This window comes from Azospirillaceae bacterium (genome assembly GCA_028283825.1).
Lineage (GTDB): Bacteria > Pseudomonadota > Alphaproteobacteria > Azospirillales > Azospirillaceae > Nitrospirillum.
The window spans coordinates 2,353,392-2,368,380 of the sequence record JAPWJW010000003.1 but is presented as its reverse complement, the minus strand read 5'-3'; the positions used below and the strand labels follow the sequence as shown (position 1 = coordinate 2,368,380).

The 14,989-nt window shown below is 66.4% G+C and carries 11 protein-coding genes; 5 read left to right on the top strand and 6 right to left on the bottom strand.

Annotated features, from left to right (window positions below; translation table 11 throughout):
* Positions 1-85 precede the first annotated feature (85 nt).
* The 5 genes from PW843_22880 to pstS form a co-directional block, all read right to left on the bottom strand.
* On the bottom strand, positions 86-1,945 hold the full coding sequence (locus tag PW843_22880; GenBank protein ID MDE1149410.1) for a chloride channel protein: 1,860 nt from the start codon (positions 1,943-1,945) through the stop codon (positions 86-88).
* A 278-nt stretch (positions 1,946-2,223) separates the two neighbouring features.
* Positions 2,224-3,024, bottom strand: a complete 801-nt coding sequence (gene pstB, locus PW843_22875; protein MDE1149409.1) for a phosphate ABC transporter ATP-binding protein PstB — start codon at positions 3,022-3,024, stop codon at positions 2,224-2,226.
* 20 nt (positions 3,025-3,044) lie between these two features.
* Positions 3,045-3,941 (bottom strand): phosphate ABC transporter permease PstA, encoded by an 897-nt coding sequence (pstA, locus tag PW843_22870; protein MDE1149408.1) that lies wholly within the window; start codon positions 3,939-3,941, stop codon positions 3,045-3,047.
* Positions 3,942-3,944: 3 nt separating this feature from the next.
* Entirely contained in the window at positions 3,945-4,916 is a 972-nt protein-coding gene (gene pstC / locus PW843_22865; protein ID MDE1149407.1) for a phosphate ABC transporter permease subunit PstC, read from the bottom strand.
* A gap of 145 nt (positions 4,917-5,061) precedes the next feature.
* On the bottom strand, positions 5,062-6,129 hold the full coding sequence (pstS, locus tag PW843_22860; protein MDE1149406.1) for a phosphate ABC transporter substrate-binding protein PstS: 1,068 nt from the start codon (positions 6,127-6,129) through the stop codon (positions 5,062-5,064).
* A gap of 725 nt (positions 6,130-6,854) precedes the next feature.
* Here pstS and PW843_22855 point away from each other — a divergent pair.
* The 3 genes from PW843_22855 to PW843_22845 all read left to right on the top strand — a co-directional run bounded on the left by PW843_22855 (position 6,855) and on the right by PW843_22845 (position 10,439).
* Positions 6,855-8,426, top strand: coding sequence for a porin (locus PW843_22855; protein MDE1149405.1), 1,572 nt, complete (start codon positions 6,855-6,857; stop codon positions 8,424-8,426).
* Between the two features lie 249 nt (positions 8,427-8,675).
* Positions 8,676-9,575: a DUF1003 domain-containing protein gene (locus tag PW843_22850; protein MDE1149404.1), complete on the top strand. Its 900-nt coding sequence runs from the start codon at positions 8,676-8,678 to the stop codon at positions 9,573-9,575.
* Between the two features lie 168 nt (positions 9,576-9,743).
* A complete protein-coding gene (locus PW843_22845; GenBank protein MDE1149403.1) occupies positions 9,744-10,439 on the top strand; it encodes a response regulator transcription factor in 696 nt (231 codons plus the stop codon).
* Between the two features lie 266 nt (positions 10,440-10,705).
* Here PW843_22845 and PW843_22840 read toward each other — a convergent pair whose 3' ends face one another.
* A complete protein-coding gene (locus PW843_22840; protein ID MDE1149402.1) occupies positions 10,706-12,022 on the bottom strand; it encodes an oligopeptide:H+ symporter in 1,317 nt (438 codons plus the stop codon).
* Positions 12,023-12,493: 471 nt separating this feature from the next.
* Here PW843_22840 and PW843_22835 point away from each other — a divergent pair, with 471 nt between their 5' ends.
* Together PW843_22835 and PW843_22830 are read left to right on the top strand one after the other, a co-directional pair.
* Positions 12,494-14,095 carry a hypothetical protein gene (locus tag PW843_22835; GenBank protein ID MDE1149401.1) on the top strand — a complete coding sequence of 534 codons (1,602 nt, stop codon included), beginning with the start codon at positions 12,494-12,496 and terminating at the stop codon, positions 14,093-14,095.
* 45 nt (positions 14,096-14,140) lie between these two features.
* Positions 14,141-14,896 (top strand): sulfite exporter TauE/SafE family protein, encoded by a 756-nt coding sequence (locus tag PW843_22830; protein MDE1149400.1) that lies wholly within the window; start codon positions 14,141-14,143, stop codon positions 14,894-14,896.
* Positions 14,897-14,989 lie beyond the last annotated feature (93 nt).

Here is a 14,989-nt window from a genome sequence, read left to right as displayed (position 1 = left end):
CCCCGCCGGTATGGGCCGCCCCCGTGATGCAACATTGGCGCGACCGGCGCAACGCCTTAAACCAAGTGGACAGGAAGATAGGGCATCACACCCCGCCGAACAGGTCGCGCACGCCCAGTTCATCCCCGCGCCGGCGCTCCAGTTCCTGGGAATAGCGGCGCAGGGCGTAGGCCTCGGTCAGGTAGCCGATGACGCGGCGGCTGGTGACCCCCTCCACCACCGGCAGGCTGTCGGCGTCCCAGTCGGCGAAGCGTTGCAAGGCCATGCGCACCGACTGGTCGGGCAGCAGGAAATGTTCCCGGTCGCGGGCCAGGGTGGCGGCGGCCTGATCGGCCGGCAGTTCATGCTGGGGATCGTGGACAGCGTTCATGTCCACCCGGCCGGCGAAGGCCCCGCCGTCATCCAGGACGAACACCGTCTTGGCGCTGCCGGGCGGATAATGGACCCGCAACGCACCCAGGGTGATGGCGGCCGGCACCGTCTTGGGATCGCCGCGCATCAGGCGGGCCACGGTCATGTCCTTGACCCAGCCGATGTCGTGGCCGCCCCGAATCTGCACGCCGCGCTGGTGGAAACGCCAGGTGGCGAAGGAATACCCGAAGGTTTCGCGCACCAGCAGGGTGGAGGCGATGACCCCCATCAGCACGCCGGCGGACGCGCGCAGGTCGCCCGTCAGTTCCAGCACCAGCAGCACCATGGTGACGGGGGCCCCCACCACGGCGGCGGCCAGCGAGCCCATGCCCACCAGCATGACGGCGGAGCGCTGCGCCACCAGGCCCAGGGGCAGCAGGGTGCCGATGTCGGACACCATGCTGCCGAACAGGCTGCCCAGCAGCAGCGAGGCGCTGAACAGGCCGCCGCGGAAACCGGCGCCCAGGCACAGGGCCGAAGCCACGATCTTGGCCACCAGCATCAACAGCGCCAGGCCAACGCCATAGCCATGGTCGAAGCCGTATTGCAGGGCCCCCTGCCCGCCGCCCAGCACCTCGGGCAGCACCAGGGCCATCGGGCCCAGCAGCAGGCCGCCGATGATGGGGTGAATGGCGCGGGGCAACGGCAGCTGGCGGAAGGCGCGCTCGGCATACGTCACGGCCTGCATGGTGGCGATAGCCAGCGCGCCGGCGGCCAAGCCCACCAGCAGGAAGGTGATGAAGTCGCCGCCGCGAATCACCGGCGGTTCCGCCAGGATGAACAGGGCCGGCCGGTTCAGCACCACCTGCGCCACCTGGTTGGCCACCACGGCGGCCACGCAGACCGGCGCCAGGGTGGCCATGGTGTAGGTGCCGATCACCAGTTCGAAGGCATAGAAGGCGCCGGCCAGCGGGGCGGTGAACGCGGCGGAGATGGCCGCCGCCGCCCCACACCCCACCAGGGTGCGCAGATCGTTGCGCCGCAGGTTCAGCCGCCGCCCGAAGTTGGAGGCCAGGCCGGCCCCCGTCTGGGTGAACGCGGCCTCCATCCCCACCGACCCGCCGGCACCATGGGACACGACGATGGACAGGGTCAGGCGCAGGCTGTCGCGCAGGGACATGCGCCCGCCATAGAGGGCGTTGGCCTCGATGGGGTCGACGGTGTCGCGGGCACGGCGGAACAGCAGGCCCAGGCCCGCCAGCAGCACGCCGCCCACCACGGGGGCGGCCAGCACCAGCGTCGGCTGCATGAACAGGGCGCCGCTGAGGTGTTCACCGAACGGCACCTTGAACGCCAGGCTGTGCAACAGCAGCACCAGGGCGTGCAGCCCCGCCACCGCCAGGCCGACACCAACACCGACCGGCACGCTGAGCAGGGTCAGCGCCAGTTCCGAGGACCGCAGCCCTTGCGGGGTCAGGGCATGGGTCAGCGCCCGCCACACCACCGGCAGGCGGCGGCCCGCCCGGCGGCGGGCCTGATGGGTGTTGGGGGATGCCGATCTGGCCGTCGCTTCCGGGGCCGCTTCCGGGCCCACCGCACCGACATCCGGCCATTCAGGCGCCGCCTGGTCAGAGGCCGCCTGATCGGAACCGGGATCCGGGGGGACGGCGGGCGTCGGGTCGGAAGGCGGCCCAGAAGGCGAATGGCTGTCCATGGTACACGGGGAAATGAGGCCCGGTGCCGGGCTGGGCAAGGGTGCAATCCGGCGTAGGCCGCCTAATTATTCCCCGGGGGTTCATTACCGTCATGAAAAAGGGGCGGCCATCCCCTTGGACGCCGCCCCTGCCATTCGCAAATCTGTTGCGACCCCACTCAGCCGAAGCGGCCGGTGATGTACTGCTCGGTCTTTTCTTCCTTCGGGGCGGTGAAGATGGTGTCGGTGGCGCCGTACTCCACCAATTCGCCCAGGTACATGAAGGCGGTGTAGTCGGAGACGCGGGCCGCCTGCTGCATGTTGTGGGTGACGATGGCGATGCAGTAGTCGGGCTTCAACTCGTCCACCAGTTCCTCGATCTTGGAGGTGGAGATGGGGTCCAGGGCCGAGGTCGGCTCATCCAGCAGCAGCACGGCCGGGCGCACGGCCACGGCGCGGGCGATGCATAGGCGCTGCTGCTGGCCACCGGACAGCGACAGGCCGCTCTGGCGCAGCTTGTCCTTCACCTCGCCCCACAGCGCGGTCTTGCGCAGGGCCTCTTCCACGCGCACGTCCATGTCGGCCCGGCCCAGCTTTTCATACAGGCGGATGCCATAGGCGACGTTGTCGTAGATCGACATGGGGAAGGGCGTGGGCTTCTGGAACACCATGCCGACGCGGGCGCGCAGCAGGTTCAGATCCTGCTTGGGCGACAGCAGGTTCTCACCGTCCAGCAGCACCTCGCCCTCCGCCCGCTGGTTGGGGTAGAGGTCATAGATACGGTTCAGGATGCGCAGCAGGGTGGACTTGCCGCAGCCCGACGGGCCGATGAACGCCGTCACCCGCTTGTCGAACAGCGGCAGGTTGATGTTCCTGAGGGCGTGGAAGCCGCCGTAATAGAAGTTCAGGTCGCGGACGCTGATCTTCTCGCGCATGTCGCCGTCGGTGGCGTACGCCGCCTGGGACTGTTCCGCCGTCATGGAAAGCGCGGTCATGGTGATCACTGGCCTTTCTTGGTGCCGATGGACGTGAGCATGCGCGCGCCGATGTTCAGCGCGAGGATGGCGACCGTGATGATGAGGGAGCCGGCCCAGGCCAGCCGCTGCCAATCCTCATAGGGGCTGAGCGCGAACTGGAAGATGGTGACCGGCAAGTTGGCCATCGGGGCGTTCATGTTGACGCTCCAGAACTGGTTGTTCAGGGCGGTGAACAGCAGGGGTGCGGTCTCGCCGCTGATGCGGGCCACGGCCAGCAGGACGCCGGTCATGATGCCGCTGCGGGCGGCGCGGTAGGTCACCTGGACGATGACCTTCCAGCGCGGCGCGCCCAGGGCGGCGGCGGCCTCGCGCAGCGAACCCGGAACCAGGTTCAGCATGTCCTCGGTGGTGCGCACCACCACCGGGATGACCAGCACGGCCAGCGATATGGCGCCCGCCCAGGCGGAGAAGTGCCCCATGGGCACGACGACGATGGTGTAGATGAACAGGCCGACGATGATGGACGGCGCCGACAGCAGGATGTCGTTGATGAAGCGCGTGACCTCGGCCAGCTTCGTGCCCTTGCCGTATTCGGCCATGTAGGTGCCGGCCATGATGCCGATGGGCGTGCCGATCACCATGCCCAGCACCGTCATGACGATGCTGCCGAAGATGGCGTTCAGCAGGCCGCCGGCGCTGCCCGGCGGGGGCGTCATCTGGGTGAACAGGTCCACGCTGATGGCGCTCAGGCCCTTGAACAGCAGGACGGCCAGGATCCACACCAGCCACAGCAGGCCGAAGGCGGCGGCGCCGACGGCGGCCCCCATGGCGACGGTGTTGGTGACCTTGCGGCGGCGATAGCGGCCCATGGAGAAGGACGGGCCGGGGGTGCCGGAGGGGGACATGTCGGTGACGGCCATGGATCAGACCCCCGCCTTGCGGTTCATACGCACCAGCATCAGCTTGGCCAGGGCCAGCACGATGAAGGTGATGACGAAAAGCACCAGGCCCAGCGCAATGAGGGACGAGGTGTAGGTGTCGCCCACCGCCTCGGTGAATTCATTGGCGATGGCGGCGGAGATAGTGGTGCCCGGCGCCAGCAGCGAGGGCGAGATGCGGTGCGCGTTGCCGATGACGAAGGTGACGGCCATGGTCTCACCCAGGGCGCGGCCCAGGCCCAGCATGACACCGCCCACCAGGCCCACCCGGGTGTAGGGGATGGTGATGTCGCGCACCACCTCCCACGTCGTCGCACCCAGGCCGTAGGCGCTTTCGCGCAGCATGGCGGGCATGGTCTCGAACACGTCGCGGGTGATGGAGGTGATGAAGGGCAGGATCATGATCGCCAGGATCAGGCCGGCGGTCAGCGTGCCGATGCCGTAGGGCGGGCCCTTGAACAGGGTGCTCAGGACGGGCACGTCGTGGAAGATGCTGATCAGGAAAGGCTGGACCGTCCGCTGCAGGAAGGGCGCGAACACGAACAGGCCCCAGATGCCGTAGATGATGCTGGGAATGCCGGCCAGCAGTTCCACGGCGATGCCGATGGGACGCTTGGCCCAGGCGGGGCACAGTTCCGTCAGGAAGATGGCGATGCCGAAGCTGACGGGCACGCCCACCGCCATGGCGATGGCCGAGGTGACCAGCGTGCCGTAGATGGGGGCCAGGGCGCCGAACTTCTCCGTCACCGGGTTCCACACCTCGGTCGTGACGAAACCGAAGCCGAACAGCTTCAGGGCCGGCCAGGCGCCGTGGATGAGGGAGATGATCACCCCGCCCAGCAGGGTCAGCACCAGCAGGGCGAAAAACAGGGTGGCGCTGCGGAACAGCAGGTCCTTGCGGCGCTGCGCGCGCGCCCGTGGGCTCTCCGCGCTGATGTCCGATGCCTTTATCGCCATGTCCACCAAAGCACCCCTCCGGCCGTAGGCCTTGTGACCCTTTAAATCCGGATTTCAGATGAAGCCCACAAAGAGGGAGAGGAGCCGTGTCCGACCCCTCTCCCCTTCTCTGTCCGCCGGCCGGATGGCCGGGGCGGCTTTCTTATTACCCGAGGACTCTTACTTCGACCAGACCGGCTTGCCGTCGGCGGTCTTGATCGTGGCCCACGACTTCTCGACCTGGGTGACCACGGCGGCGGGCATCGGGACGTAGTCCAGCTGCTCGGCCGCGGCCTGGCCGCTGGCGTACGCCCAAATCGAAGAACTTCAGGGCCTCGCCGACGGCGGCGGCGTCCTGCGGCTGGCTGTAGACCAGGATGAAGCTGGCGCCGGTGATCGGCCAGCTGTCGGCACCGGGCTGATCGACCAGCACCAGGTAGAAGCCCGGGGCGTTGGCCCAGTCGGCGCCGGCGGCGGCGGCCTGGAACGACTTGATTTCCGGGCTGACGACCTTGCCGTCGTGGTTCTTCAGCTTGGTGAAGGTCAGGCTGTTCTGCTTGGCGTAGGCGTACTCGACGTAGCCGATGGCGCCGTCGGTCAGCTTCACCATGTTGGCGACGCCTTCGTTGCCCTTGGCGCCCAGGCCCGCGGCCCACTGCACCGAGGTGTTGGCGCCGACCTTGCTCTGGAACTCGGCGTCTTCCTTGGACAGGTAGGTGGTCCACAGGAAGTTCGTGCCCGACCCGTCGGAACGGTACACCGGGACGATGGAGGTGCTGGGCAGGGCCAGGCCGGGGTTCAGCGCCTTGATGGCCGGATCATTCCAGGCGGCGATCGTGCCCAGGTAGATCTTGGCGATGGTGGGGCCGTCCAGCTGGATCTGACCGGGGGCGAAGCCCTTCACGTTCACGACCGGGACGACGCCGCCCATGATCATCGGGAACTGCTGCAGGCCCGCTTCCTTCAGCTCTTCCGGCTTCAGGGGCATATCGGAGGCGCCGAAGGTGACCGTCTTCGCCTTGATCTGCTTGATGCCGCCGCCGGAACCGATGGACTGGTAGTTCAGGCCCACGCCGGCCTTGGCCTTATAGGCCTCCGCCCACTTGGCGTAGATGGGATACGGGAAGGTGGCACCGGCGCCGCTGATGTCGGCAGCCTGGGCGGCACCCACCATCACGACCGCGGCCGCAGCGGCAACCATACCCTTCAGCAGGTTCTTCGGTTGAAAATTCACGGGGATCCCCCACGGGTTGAAACGTCAAGGTCGACCATCTCGGGGCCCCGACCGGCCGGCGTGGGACCTTATAAGCCCCGTGACCGTTCCTGATCCCGTTTCGACGGGCGGACCCTAGATTCCGGGCCCTGAACCTTTGGTGACGTCTTTGTTACGGTTTTGTTAAAATGTAGGCTTATCGTCGCAGGTCAAGGCCGCGTTCATGGCCCGTACCCGCCACCAGGGGCCCCGGCACGCGTAAGCGCGGCACCCCACGCCCTGGGCACCACCGGCGTACCGACCCTTGAGTGTTCCTCAAGAGACGTTTTGGGCGCCACATAGCCCCGCCCTTTTCCTTGGGACCCGCCTTATCCCGCAAGGCCCCCCAAGACGGCGTCCGAGTGCGCCCTAATGACAACACTATAGATACAGTCGTAGCGAAACCGTCGTCTCAAGCGATTCGGGACATCCATTCCTTCTATTGGATGCGTCTGAAAAACGTTTGGCGGGCGTCTTGCGTACAGCCCAAATGGCCCGATTCGACACTGTGGCATCGGCGCAACAGGTGCGGCCTTTCATAAATCTGTCAATCTTCAGCAGTCTTGTTGTCATGCTATATTGCTACCGAGCGCTTCGTGAGGGCAGTGCGCAGGCAATGCCCAAACGCTCCAAACGCGTGAACGTCGGATCGGTGCCACCGGTCTTAGGCGACATGTCGTAGACCGGATGATGGGAGAATCAAGGAAATGACGCTGAAGACAGTGTTGCTGGCTGGCACGGTATTGGGTCTGGCTTTCGCCGCCGGCACCGCCTCGGCCCAGGAAGCCGCCACGACCACCAAGAAGAAGCCGAGTGCCGCCGCCGCCTCGGCCGCCGCCGCTCCGCAGCCGCTGGCCACCCAGGCCCAGATCGACGCGTTGAACAAGCAGATCCAGGCGCTGCAGACCCAGCTGCAGGCGCTGGCCACCCAGTCCGACGCCGCCAACAAGGCCGCCGCCGAGAGCAAGGTCGCCGCCGAAAAGGCCGCCACCTCCGTCACGGCCGCCACGGCCAACCTGCCCAGCATCACCTTCCCCAACGGCGTGCCGACCTTCTCGTCCGCGGACAAGGCCTTCACCTTCCAGCCCGTTGGCCGCATCCAGTTGGATTACGGCTACAACATGCAGGATGCCAAGAACCCGGATAACCGGTCGAACAAGGACATCACCGACGGCTTCAACTTCCGTCGCGCCTACATCGGCTTCGCCGGCAAGGCCTTCAACGACTGGACCTACAACGTGACGGCCGACTTCGCGGGCCGCACCAACCAGTCCGGCCGCCTGCAGACCGCCCAGTTGTCGTACAACGGCTTCAAGGGCTGGATCATCGACGCCGGCGCCATGCAGCCGGCTCTGACCTTCGAAGACTCGATCAGCTCCAACGACATCGCCCTGGTCGAGCGTCCCGCCATCACCAACGTCGTGACCGCCCTGGTGGCCAGCGAAGGCCGCGTGTCCTTCGGCGCCCGCACCTTCGGCGATAATTATTTCGCCGACGTCTACATGACCGGCGACAGCATCACCACCAGCAGCACGGCCACGACCGGCGTTGGCGACGACCAGCACGCCGTGTTCGCCCGCGCCGCCTACCGTCCGATCAATGACGAGCACACCATCGTCCACATCGGTATCGACGGCTCCTACCTGTACACCCCGCCGCAGACCAACGGCGTGGCCAACAACCTGACGCATCAGATCTCGCTGTCCGAGCGTCCGGAAAACCGCTACGGCGGCCTGGGCGCCATCATCAACACGGGCGCCATCAACACCGACAGCGTCGCCATCTACGGCGGTGAAGCGGCCGTGCGTTACGACAGCCTGTGGGTGCAGGGCGAAGGTTACCAGATCGACCTGAAGCGCGATAAGACCGGCTCCACCGCGACCAACGATCCCAGCTTCTACGGCTACTACGCCGAAGCCGGCTGGGTCATCACCGGCCAGAAGCGCAACTACGTCGCCAACCAGGCCGCCTTCAGCGCGCCGACGGTGGATAAGCCCTTCAACCCGAAGACGGGCGACTGGGGCACCTGGGAAGCCGTCACCCGCTACAGCTTCATGGACCTGAACTCCGACACCTGGGCGACCAACACGGCCAACCGCATCCGTGGCGGCCAGCAGGAAGTCTGGACCCTGGGCCTGAACTGGTACCCCACCTCGAACATCAAGTTCATGCTGGACTACCAGTTCATCGACCTGAAGAAGTACGCCTCGGCCACCAGCAGCGTGCAGACCGGCGACAACTGGCAGTCGTTCGGCGGCCGTATGCAGTTCACGTTCTAAGGTTCGCTTCGCGCCTCCCCCGGGGGGCGACCAAGCATCCTACGGGGAAGCCCCGCCGGCCCAAGGTCGGCGGGGTTTTCTTTTGGCCGCACGCCACCTGTGCGGCAGCCGCGACATAACGCGGGTGTGGGCGTCGCGGAAAATTGTCATAGTTCAGCTATAAAAGCGTTTGAGGGGCGGCCCGGTGACGGCGGCACCCCCATGACAAAGGCGGCGGGCCTGCCAAGGCCGGACCGAGAAGGACGGGTTATGGACCAGGGGCGTGGCGAGGGTGATGTGCCCCCGCAGGATGACAAGGCGACGCGGTTGATCCGGGATGCCGACACGGAAGCGGCCTTCGCCGCCGAGCTGGCGGCAGAGGCGGAGGAGTTGGCCGCCGAGGACCTGGCCGACGATTCCCTGGACAGCAGTGACGAGGACGCGGGCCTGGATGCCGGCCCGGCCGCCGACGCCGGCGTGCCGTCCAAGCGCGCGGCGTGCGCCGTCACCGGCAAGGTGCGCGCCAAGCGCGACCTGATCAACCTGGATACCCTGCGCCCCAGCCTGGCCATCCGCATCCGCCGCGACCATGGCGGCCTGCCCCACGACGCGCTGGTCAGCCGCGGCGTGGTCGCCCGCTATCGCTCCCTCTATGTCGAGGAACTGCTGCAGCAGGAAAAGGGCGAACTGACGGAGCTGGACCGCCAGGTGGCGGAGAGCATGGCCACGCACGAAACCTTGGCCGAGAACATTGAGGAAGGCTACGCCGAGGAGCGGACGCTGGGCGAGCGCATGTCGGACCGCATCGCCACCTTCGGCGGCAGCTGGACCTTCATCCTGAGCTTCGGCGGCTTCCTCGTTGTCTGGATGCTGATCAACATCGTCGAAAGCGGTAAGTCGTTCGATCCATACCCTTTCATCCTGCTGAACCTAATTCTGTCCTGCCTGGCCGCGGTACAGGCGCCCATCATCATGATGAGCCAGAAGCGGCAGGAATCGAAGGACAGGCTGCGGTCGGAGAACGACTACCGGGTCAACCTCAAGGCTGAGCTGGAGATCCGGCATCTGCACGAAAAAATTGATTATCTCATCCAGCGGCAGTGGAAGCGGCTGACCGAAATCCAGCAGCTGCAGCTTGAAATCATGCAGGAAAAGCGCTACCGCCGCTGACCGCCTATCCCTTTCGCGCCAGGGTTCCAGATATTCCTGGCTAGCTAGGGCGAGGGGGCTACGCGAAAGGGCTAAAGCGACCGGACACAAGTAAGGGTTGTTTAGTGGGAAACGATAGCCAATATTAGAAACTCCGATGGAGTGATGTCTAAGTCGGAGGTATGAATCATGGCCATCCATGACGTTTTGGTGATCGACCCGAGTACCCTGTTCCGTCAAGGTTTGCGGCAGCTTTTGCCGCAGGACTTCCGTGTGGTTTCCGAAGCGCGCGATGTGGAAGCCACCCGGGCGGAGCTGGCAGCACCTACCCTCAATGAGGTATCGAACGGCAAGGCGCCGGGCCGGGGGATAACCCTGGTCCTGTTCGATGTCACCGACGCGGGCGAGTTCCGCTCGACCGTCAGCCAACTGCACAGCCTGTTCCCTGAGGCCCGCCTGGTCTATCTGACCAATGGCTTCGACGCCCCCCGCCTGCGCATGGCGCTGGAGGCTGGGATCGACGGCTATCTCACCAAGGACCGGTCGTCCAACGCCCTGATCCAATCCCTGCATCTGGTGATGCTGGGGGAAAAGGTGTTCCCGTCCGACCTGGCCCTGCTGTTGACCCAGCAGAACCATGGCAATGTCGGAACCGGCAGCCCGCACAAGGGGCTGTCGATGCGGGAGACGCAGATCCTGCGCGCCCTGGTCCGCGGTGAAAGCAACAAGGTGATCGCCAACGGCCTGCACATTACCGAGGCCACGGTGAAGGTTCACCTGAAGAGCCTGCTGCGGAAGATCAACTGCAACAACCGCACACAGGCGGCCATCTGGGCCCTGAACAACGGCCTGACGGAAGCCACACCCACCGCCGGTGCGGCCTGACGCAGGGCCGCACCTTTCCTTTCAGCACCGCCTCCCCACGAAGCCCCATGCAAGCGGGCTCAAAGAAAAAGGCCGCTGTCCTGGCAGAGGACGGCGGCCTTTTCTTTTGCTCTTTCCGTGTTCCCTCAGGCGCCGGGCGGGCCCGTCCGGGCCCTTGGCTGTCCTCGATTTCCAGTCCGCCTGCGGCTCCCCGGAAATCTCCGGCGGACGCGGTCGCGTCCTACAGCGGCATGAGGTTTTGCCTCATGCCGCCGGGTTGAGGACGGTCAGGCGACCGCCGGCACCGTACGCTGGCGGCGCAGCGACACGGCGTAGAAGAAAGCCGCCGCCGCCAGCAGGGCTGCCACCTGGCCGCCGAAGTAGTTGAAGGACGACAGGCGGCCATAAAGTTGGACGTACAGCCCGCCCACCATGTCGCCGGCGAAGACGGTCAGCAGGAAGAGGGCGGTGATGGAGGATTTCAGCCGGGCCGGCGCCTCCATATAAGCCCATTGCAGGCCGATCATGCTGATGCACAGCTCGCCAAAGCCCAGCACGACGTTGGAAACCAGCATGTACCAGATGCTGACCGGGTGTTCCGCGCTGGCCAGATAACCGGCCAGGGCCATGATGGCGATGGACAGGGCGGTGATCAGGAAACCCACGAACACCTTGGTCCGCGCCGGGGTGATGGCCCCCTGGCGCCGGTCGCGCCATCCCCAGAAGGCGTTGAAGATGGGGGTCAGCACGATGATCATCAACGGGTTGACCGCCTGAAGCTGGTCCGGCGTCAGGTCGAAACCGAAGGGCCAGAGGTCCAGGTTGATATAGTCGCGGGCGAAAAACACCCAGGTGGTGGCGGTCTGGTCATAGGCCATCCAGAACACCAGCAGCATGGGGAAGCCGGCCAGCATGCGGAACAGGCGGGTGCGCTCCTCCGGCGTCATGCCCGCCGCCCCCTCCGCCACCTGCCGGGCACGGGCGGCACGACGGTCGGCGGCACTTTCCTGCGGATAGAAGCGGCGGCCGGCGGCGAAGGCCACCAGGGCAATGGCCATCAGGGCGGCCGGCAGCATCAGCGCCACCTGGTAACCCGCCTTGTCGCGCACCCAGGGCAGCGCGTAGGAGGTGACGAAGCCGCCGATGTTGATCGCCACGTAGAAGTAGCTGAAGGCCTTGTCCATCAGGGCTTCCTTGCCCTGTTCCTGGTACATGCGGGCCATCAGCGGGCTGACGTTCGGCTTGATGGCGCCGGCACCCACCGCCAGCATGGCCAGGCTGCCGTACAGCATCCAGGGTGTGCTGGCAAAGCTGAGCGCCACCTGCCCCGCGATGTAGGGGAAGGAGAAGATGATGATGGTGGGATAGCGGCCCAGCCAGCGGTCGGCGATGAAGCCGCCGATCAGCGGCAGGGCGTAGCAGGACGCCATGAACACCTGGATGACGGTGGCGGCGTCGCTGTCGGAGAAGCCGAGCTGCGCGGTGATGTACAGGGCCAGCAGCGTGCGCATGCCGTAATAACAGGCGCGCTCGGCCAATTCCCCCCAGAAGACGAACCAGAACCCTACCGGATGCCGAACGCGTGCCGTGACCTGTGCCTGCATGCCCAAATCCTTGAGAAAACCACTCAGTCGAAATGCCGGCGTCCCCCAGGCCGGCTGACCAGCAACCGCCCACGCCTCGCGAAAAAGCCCCGCCCCCGGCGGCCCCCAAGCCGCACACGGGGACATTCATGCCCACCTGTCGTCCATCGCGGCCGTCCTCCCGAATCCGGGGCGGCCGTCATTCGGTGCTTCGTTAGGGGAATCGCGCGCGGGACACAAGCCCGTGAATCATAAATTCGCAGCCATCAAATTTTTTAACCATGTGCCGGCACCGTCAGGCCATGGGGCGCCCCAAGCCAAAATCCGCGACACTTGCAACAATCCTGGACAAGATCGCACCCGTGGCCCGATACCCTGGACTGAGGCAAAAAGTAGCGGCGGCGGAAACGGGTATCGCGTATTCCCCATTCGCTGAACGATCCCCTTTTGATTGTCTTGTGCACTGCGGGAGCGGCCTGTTAATTGGCAAGGATGATGGTTGCCCTGGACGCCGCCGCGCGTAGCGATGCCCGCCCCCGCAGTATGGACCTGCCCATCGCCACGGTGATGGGTGTCATCGCCTTGGCGGTGGTGCTGGCGCCGCTGTTCTATGTCCTGGTCCCGCCGCTGACGGACTACGCCAACCATTTGGCGCGCATGGACATCATCGCGCGCCTGGGCCAGGAACCGCTGCTGCAGCGCTTCTATTCCATCGACTGGCAGGTCATCCCCAACCTGGCCATGGACATCGTGGTGCCGCCGCTGGTGCGGGTGGTGGGCGTGTTCCTGGCGGGCAAGCTGTTCATCGCCGCCATCGTCGTCAGCATCGTCACCGGCACCTGGGCGCTGCACCGGGCATTGCACCGGGCGCAGCACGGCCCCGGCGGGGCCAACGCCCTGGTGGCCATGGCCTTCACCTACAACGGCATCTTCCTGCTGGGCTTCACCAACTTCCTGTTCGGCATCGGCCTGGCGCTGTGGGGCACGGCCATCCGCCTGTCCTTGCGCCGGCAATCGCATCTCAGGCGCCTGGCCGCGTCGGCCGCCACGGTGCTGGTGCTGTTCTTCTGCCACCTGTTCGCCGTCGGCCTCTATGGCATGGCCATCTTCTGCCTGGAGGCGCCGGCCCTGGCCCGCATGCCGTGGCGGCGCGCCCTGCGGCACCTGGGCCTGATGGCCCTGCCCTTCCTGGTCGTCTTCCCCCTGCTGGCGCTCAGCCCCACCATGGGCCTGGCCGACCAGGTGGTGTGGAGCTGGGTCGGCAAGGGCGAGGGCCTGCGTTTCCTGGTCACCACCTTCCATGAGACATGGGAGGTGCGGCTGGGCCTGGTGGCCCTGGCCGTCGCCGTCCTGCTGCTGGTCACCCGGCGCATGCACCTGCACGTGGCCGGCTGGATGCTGCTGGGCACGGGGGCGGTCACCTACATCGCCATGCCCACCGTGCTGTTCGGTTCGGCCTATGCCGACGAGCGGCTTCCGGTGGCGCTGCTGTTCCTGGGCCTGGGCTTCGTGCGGTTCGAGTTCCGCACCCGCTGGGGCCGCCTGGCGGCCCTGGCCGCCATCCTGGCCGTCATCGTGGTCCGCAGCGTGGTGATGGTGGGCGATTGGGTCCCCCTGGGCCAGATCTACAAGGACATGCGGGCGTCCCTGACGGTGGTGGAACCCGGATCCACCATCCTGGTGGCGGAGGCCACGGTGCCCACCGGCGACGTCAACTTCAACGCCGCCTTCAGCCACGCGCCGTGCCTGGCCATCATCGATCGCGCCAGCCTGGTCAGCACGGCCTTCAGCGTGGCCGGCAAGCAGATCCTGGCCGTGAAGCCCGCCTATACCGGCCGCGTGGACCGCGAGGACGGCGACCCGCCCAGCACGGGCGACATGATGCGCGCCGCCACCGGCCCCGCCCCCGCCGTCCCCGCCTTCTGGCAGAACTGGCGCCGCGACTATGACTACGTCATGGTCCTGAACACCGAGGCCGGCCATCGGGAGTTGACGGGCCTGGCCGACCTGGTTCACGAAGGCAAGGGGTTCCAGCTCTACCGCGTGCTGCACGGCGACGTACCGGTCGCGGCTGGCCAGGCGCCCGCCCCCTGACGCCTGAACGCCCCCGGCAACGACCGGGGCACGCATGGGATGCCGATGGACATCTGGACCTGGGCCTTGCTGGTTGCCGCCGCCTTCGCCGCCGGTGTGCTGAACGCGGTCGCCGGCGGCGGCAGTTTCCTGGGCTTTCCGGCATTGGTGTTCGCGGGCCTGCCGCCGGTGACGGCCAATGCCACCAACACGGTGGCCCTGTTCCCCGGTTCCTTCGCCAGCGTCTACGCCTACCGGCGTGAATTCCAACCCATCCAGGGGGTCGGCATGGCGCCCATGGTGGCGGTCAGCCTGGTGGGCAGCGTGATCGGCGCCCTGTTGCTGATGAACACGCCCGAATCGGTGTTCGTGGCGCTGGTGCCCTGGCTGCTGCTGCTGGCCACCCTGGTGTTCGCCTTCGGCCGCCGCGTCACCGCCCTGGTGAAGGACAGCGTGCACCTGACGCCCACCGCCCTGCTGTGCTGCCAGTTCGTCATCGCCATCTACGGCGGTTATTACGGCGGCGGCGTGGGCATCCTCAGCATGGCGGCGATGACCCTGTTCGGCCTGCGCGACATGCACGCCATGAACGCGTGGAAGACCCTGCTGTCCGGCAGCCTGAACGCCATCGCCACCGTCACCTTCGTCCTGGGTGGCCGGGTGGTGTGGGCCCCCGCCCTGGTGATGATGGTGGCCGCCATCATCGGCGGCTATATTGGCGCCGACGTCGCCCGCAAGCTGCCCGGCGAATGGGTGCGCCGCTTCGTCATCCTCACCGGCGTGGCGATGACCGCGTATTTCTTCGGGAAGTTATATTTGTAGGGTTGGGTGTTCCCTCAGGCGCGGGGCGCCGCCATCCGGCGGCTGGGCTTATCCTCGTTTTCCAGTCCGCTCCGCTCCCCGGAAAACTCCGGC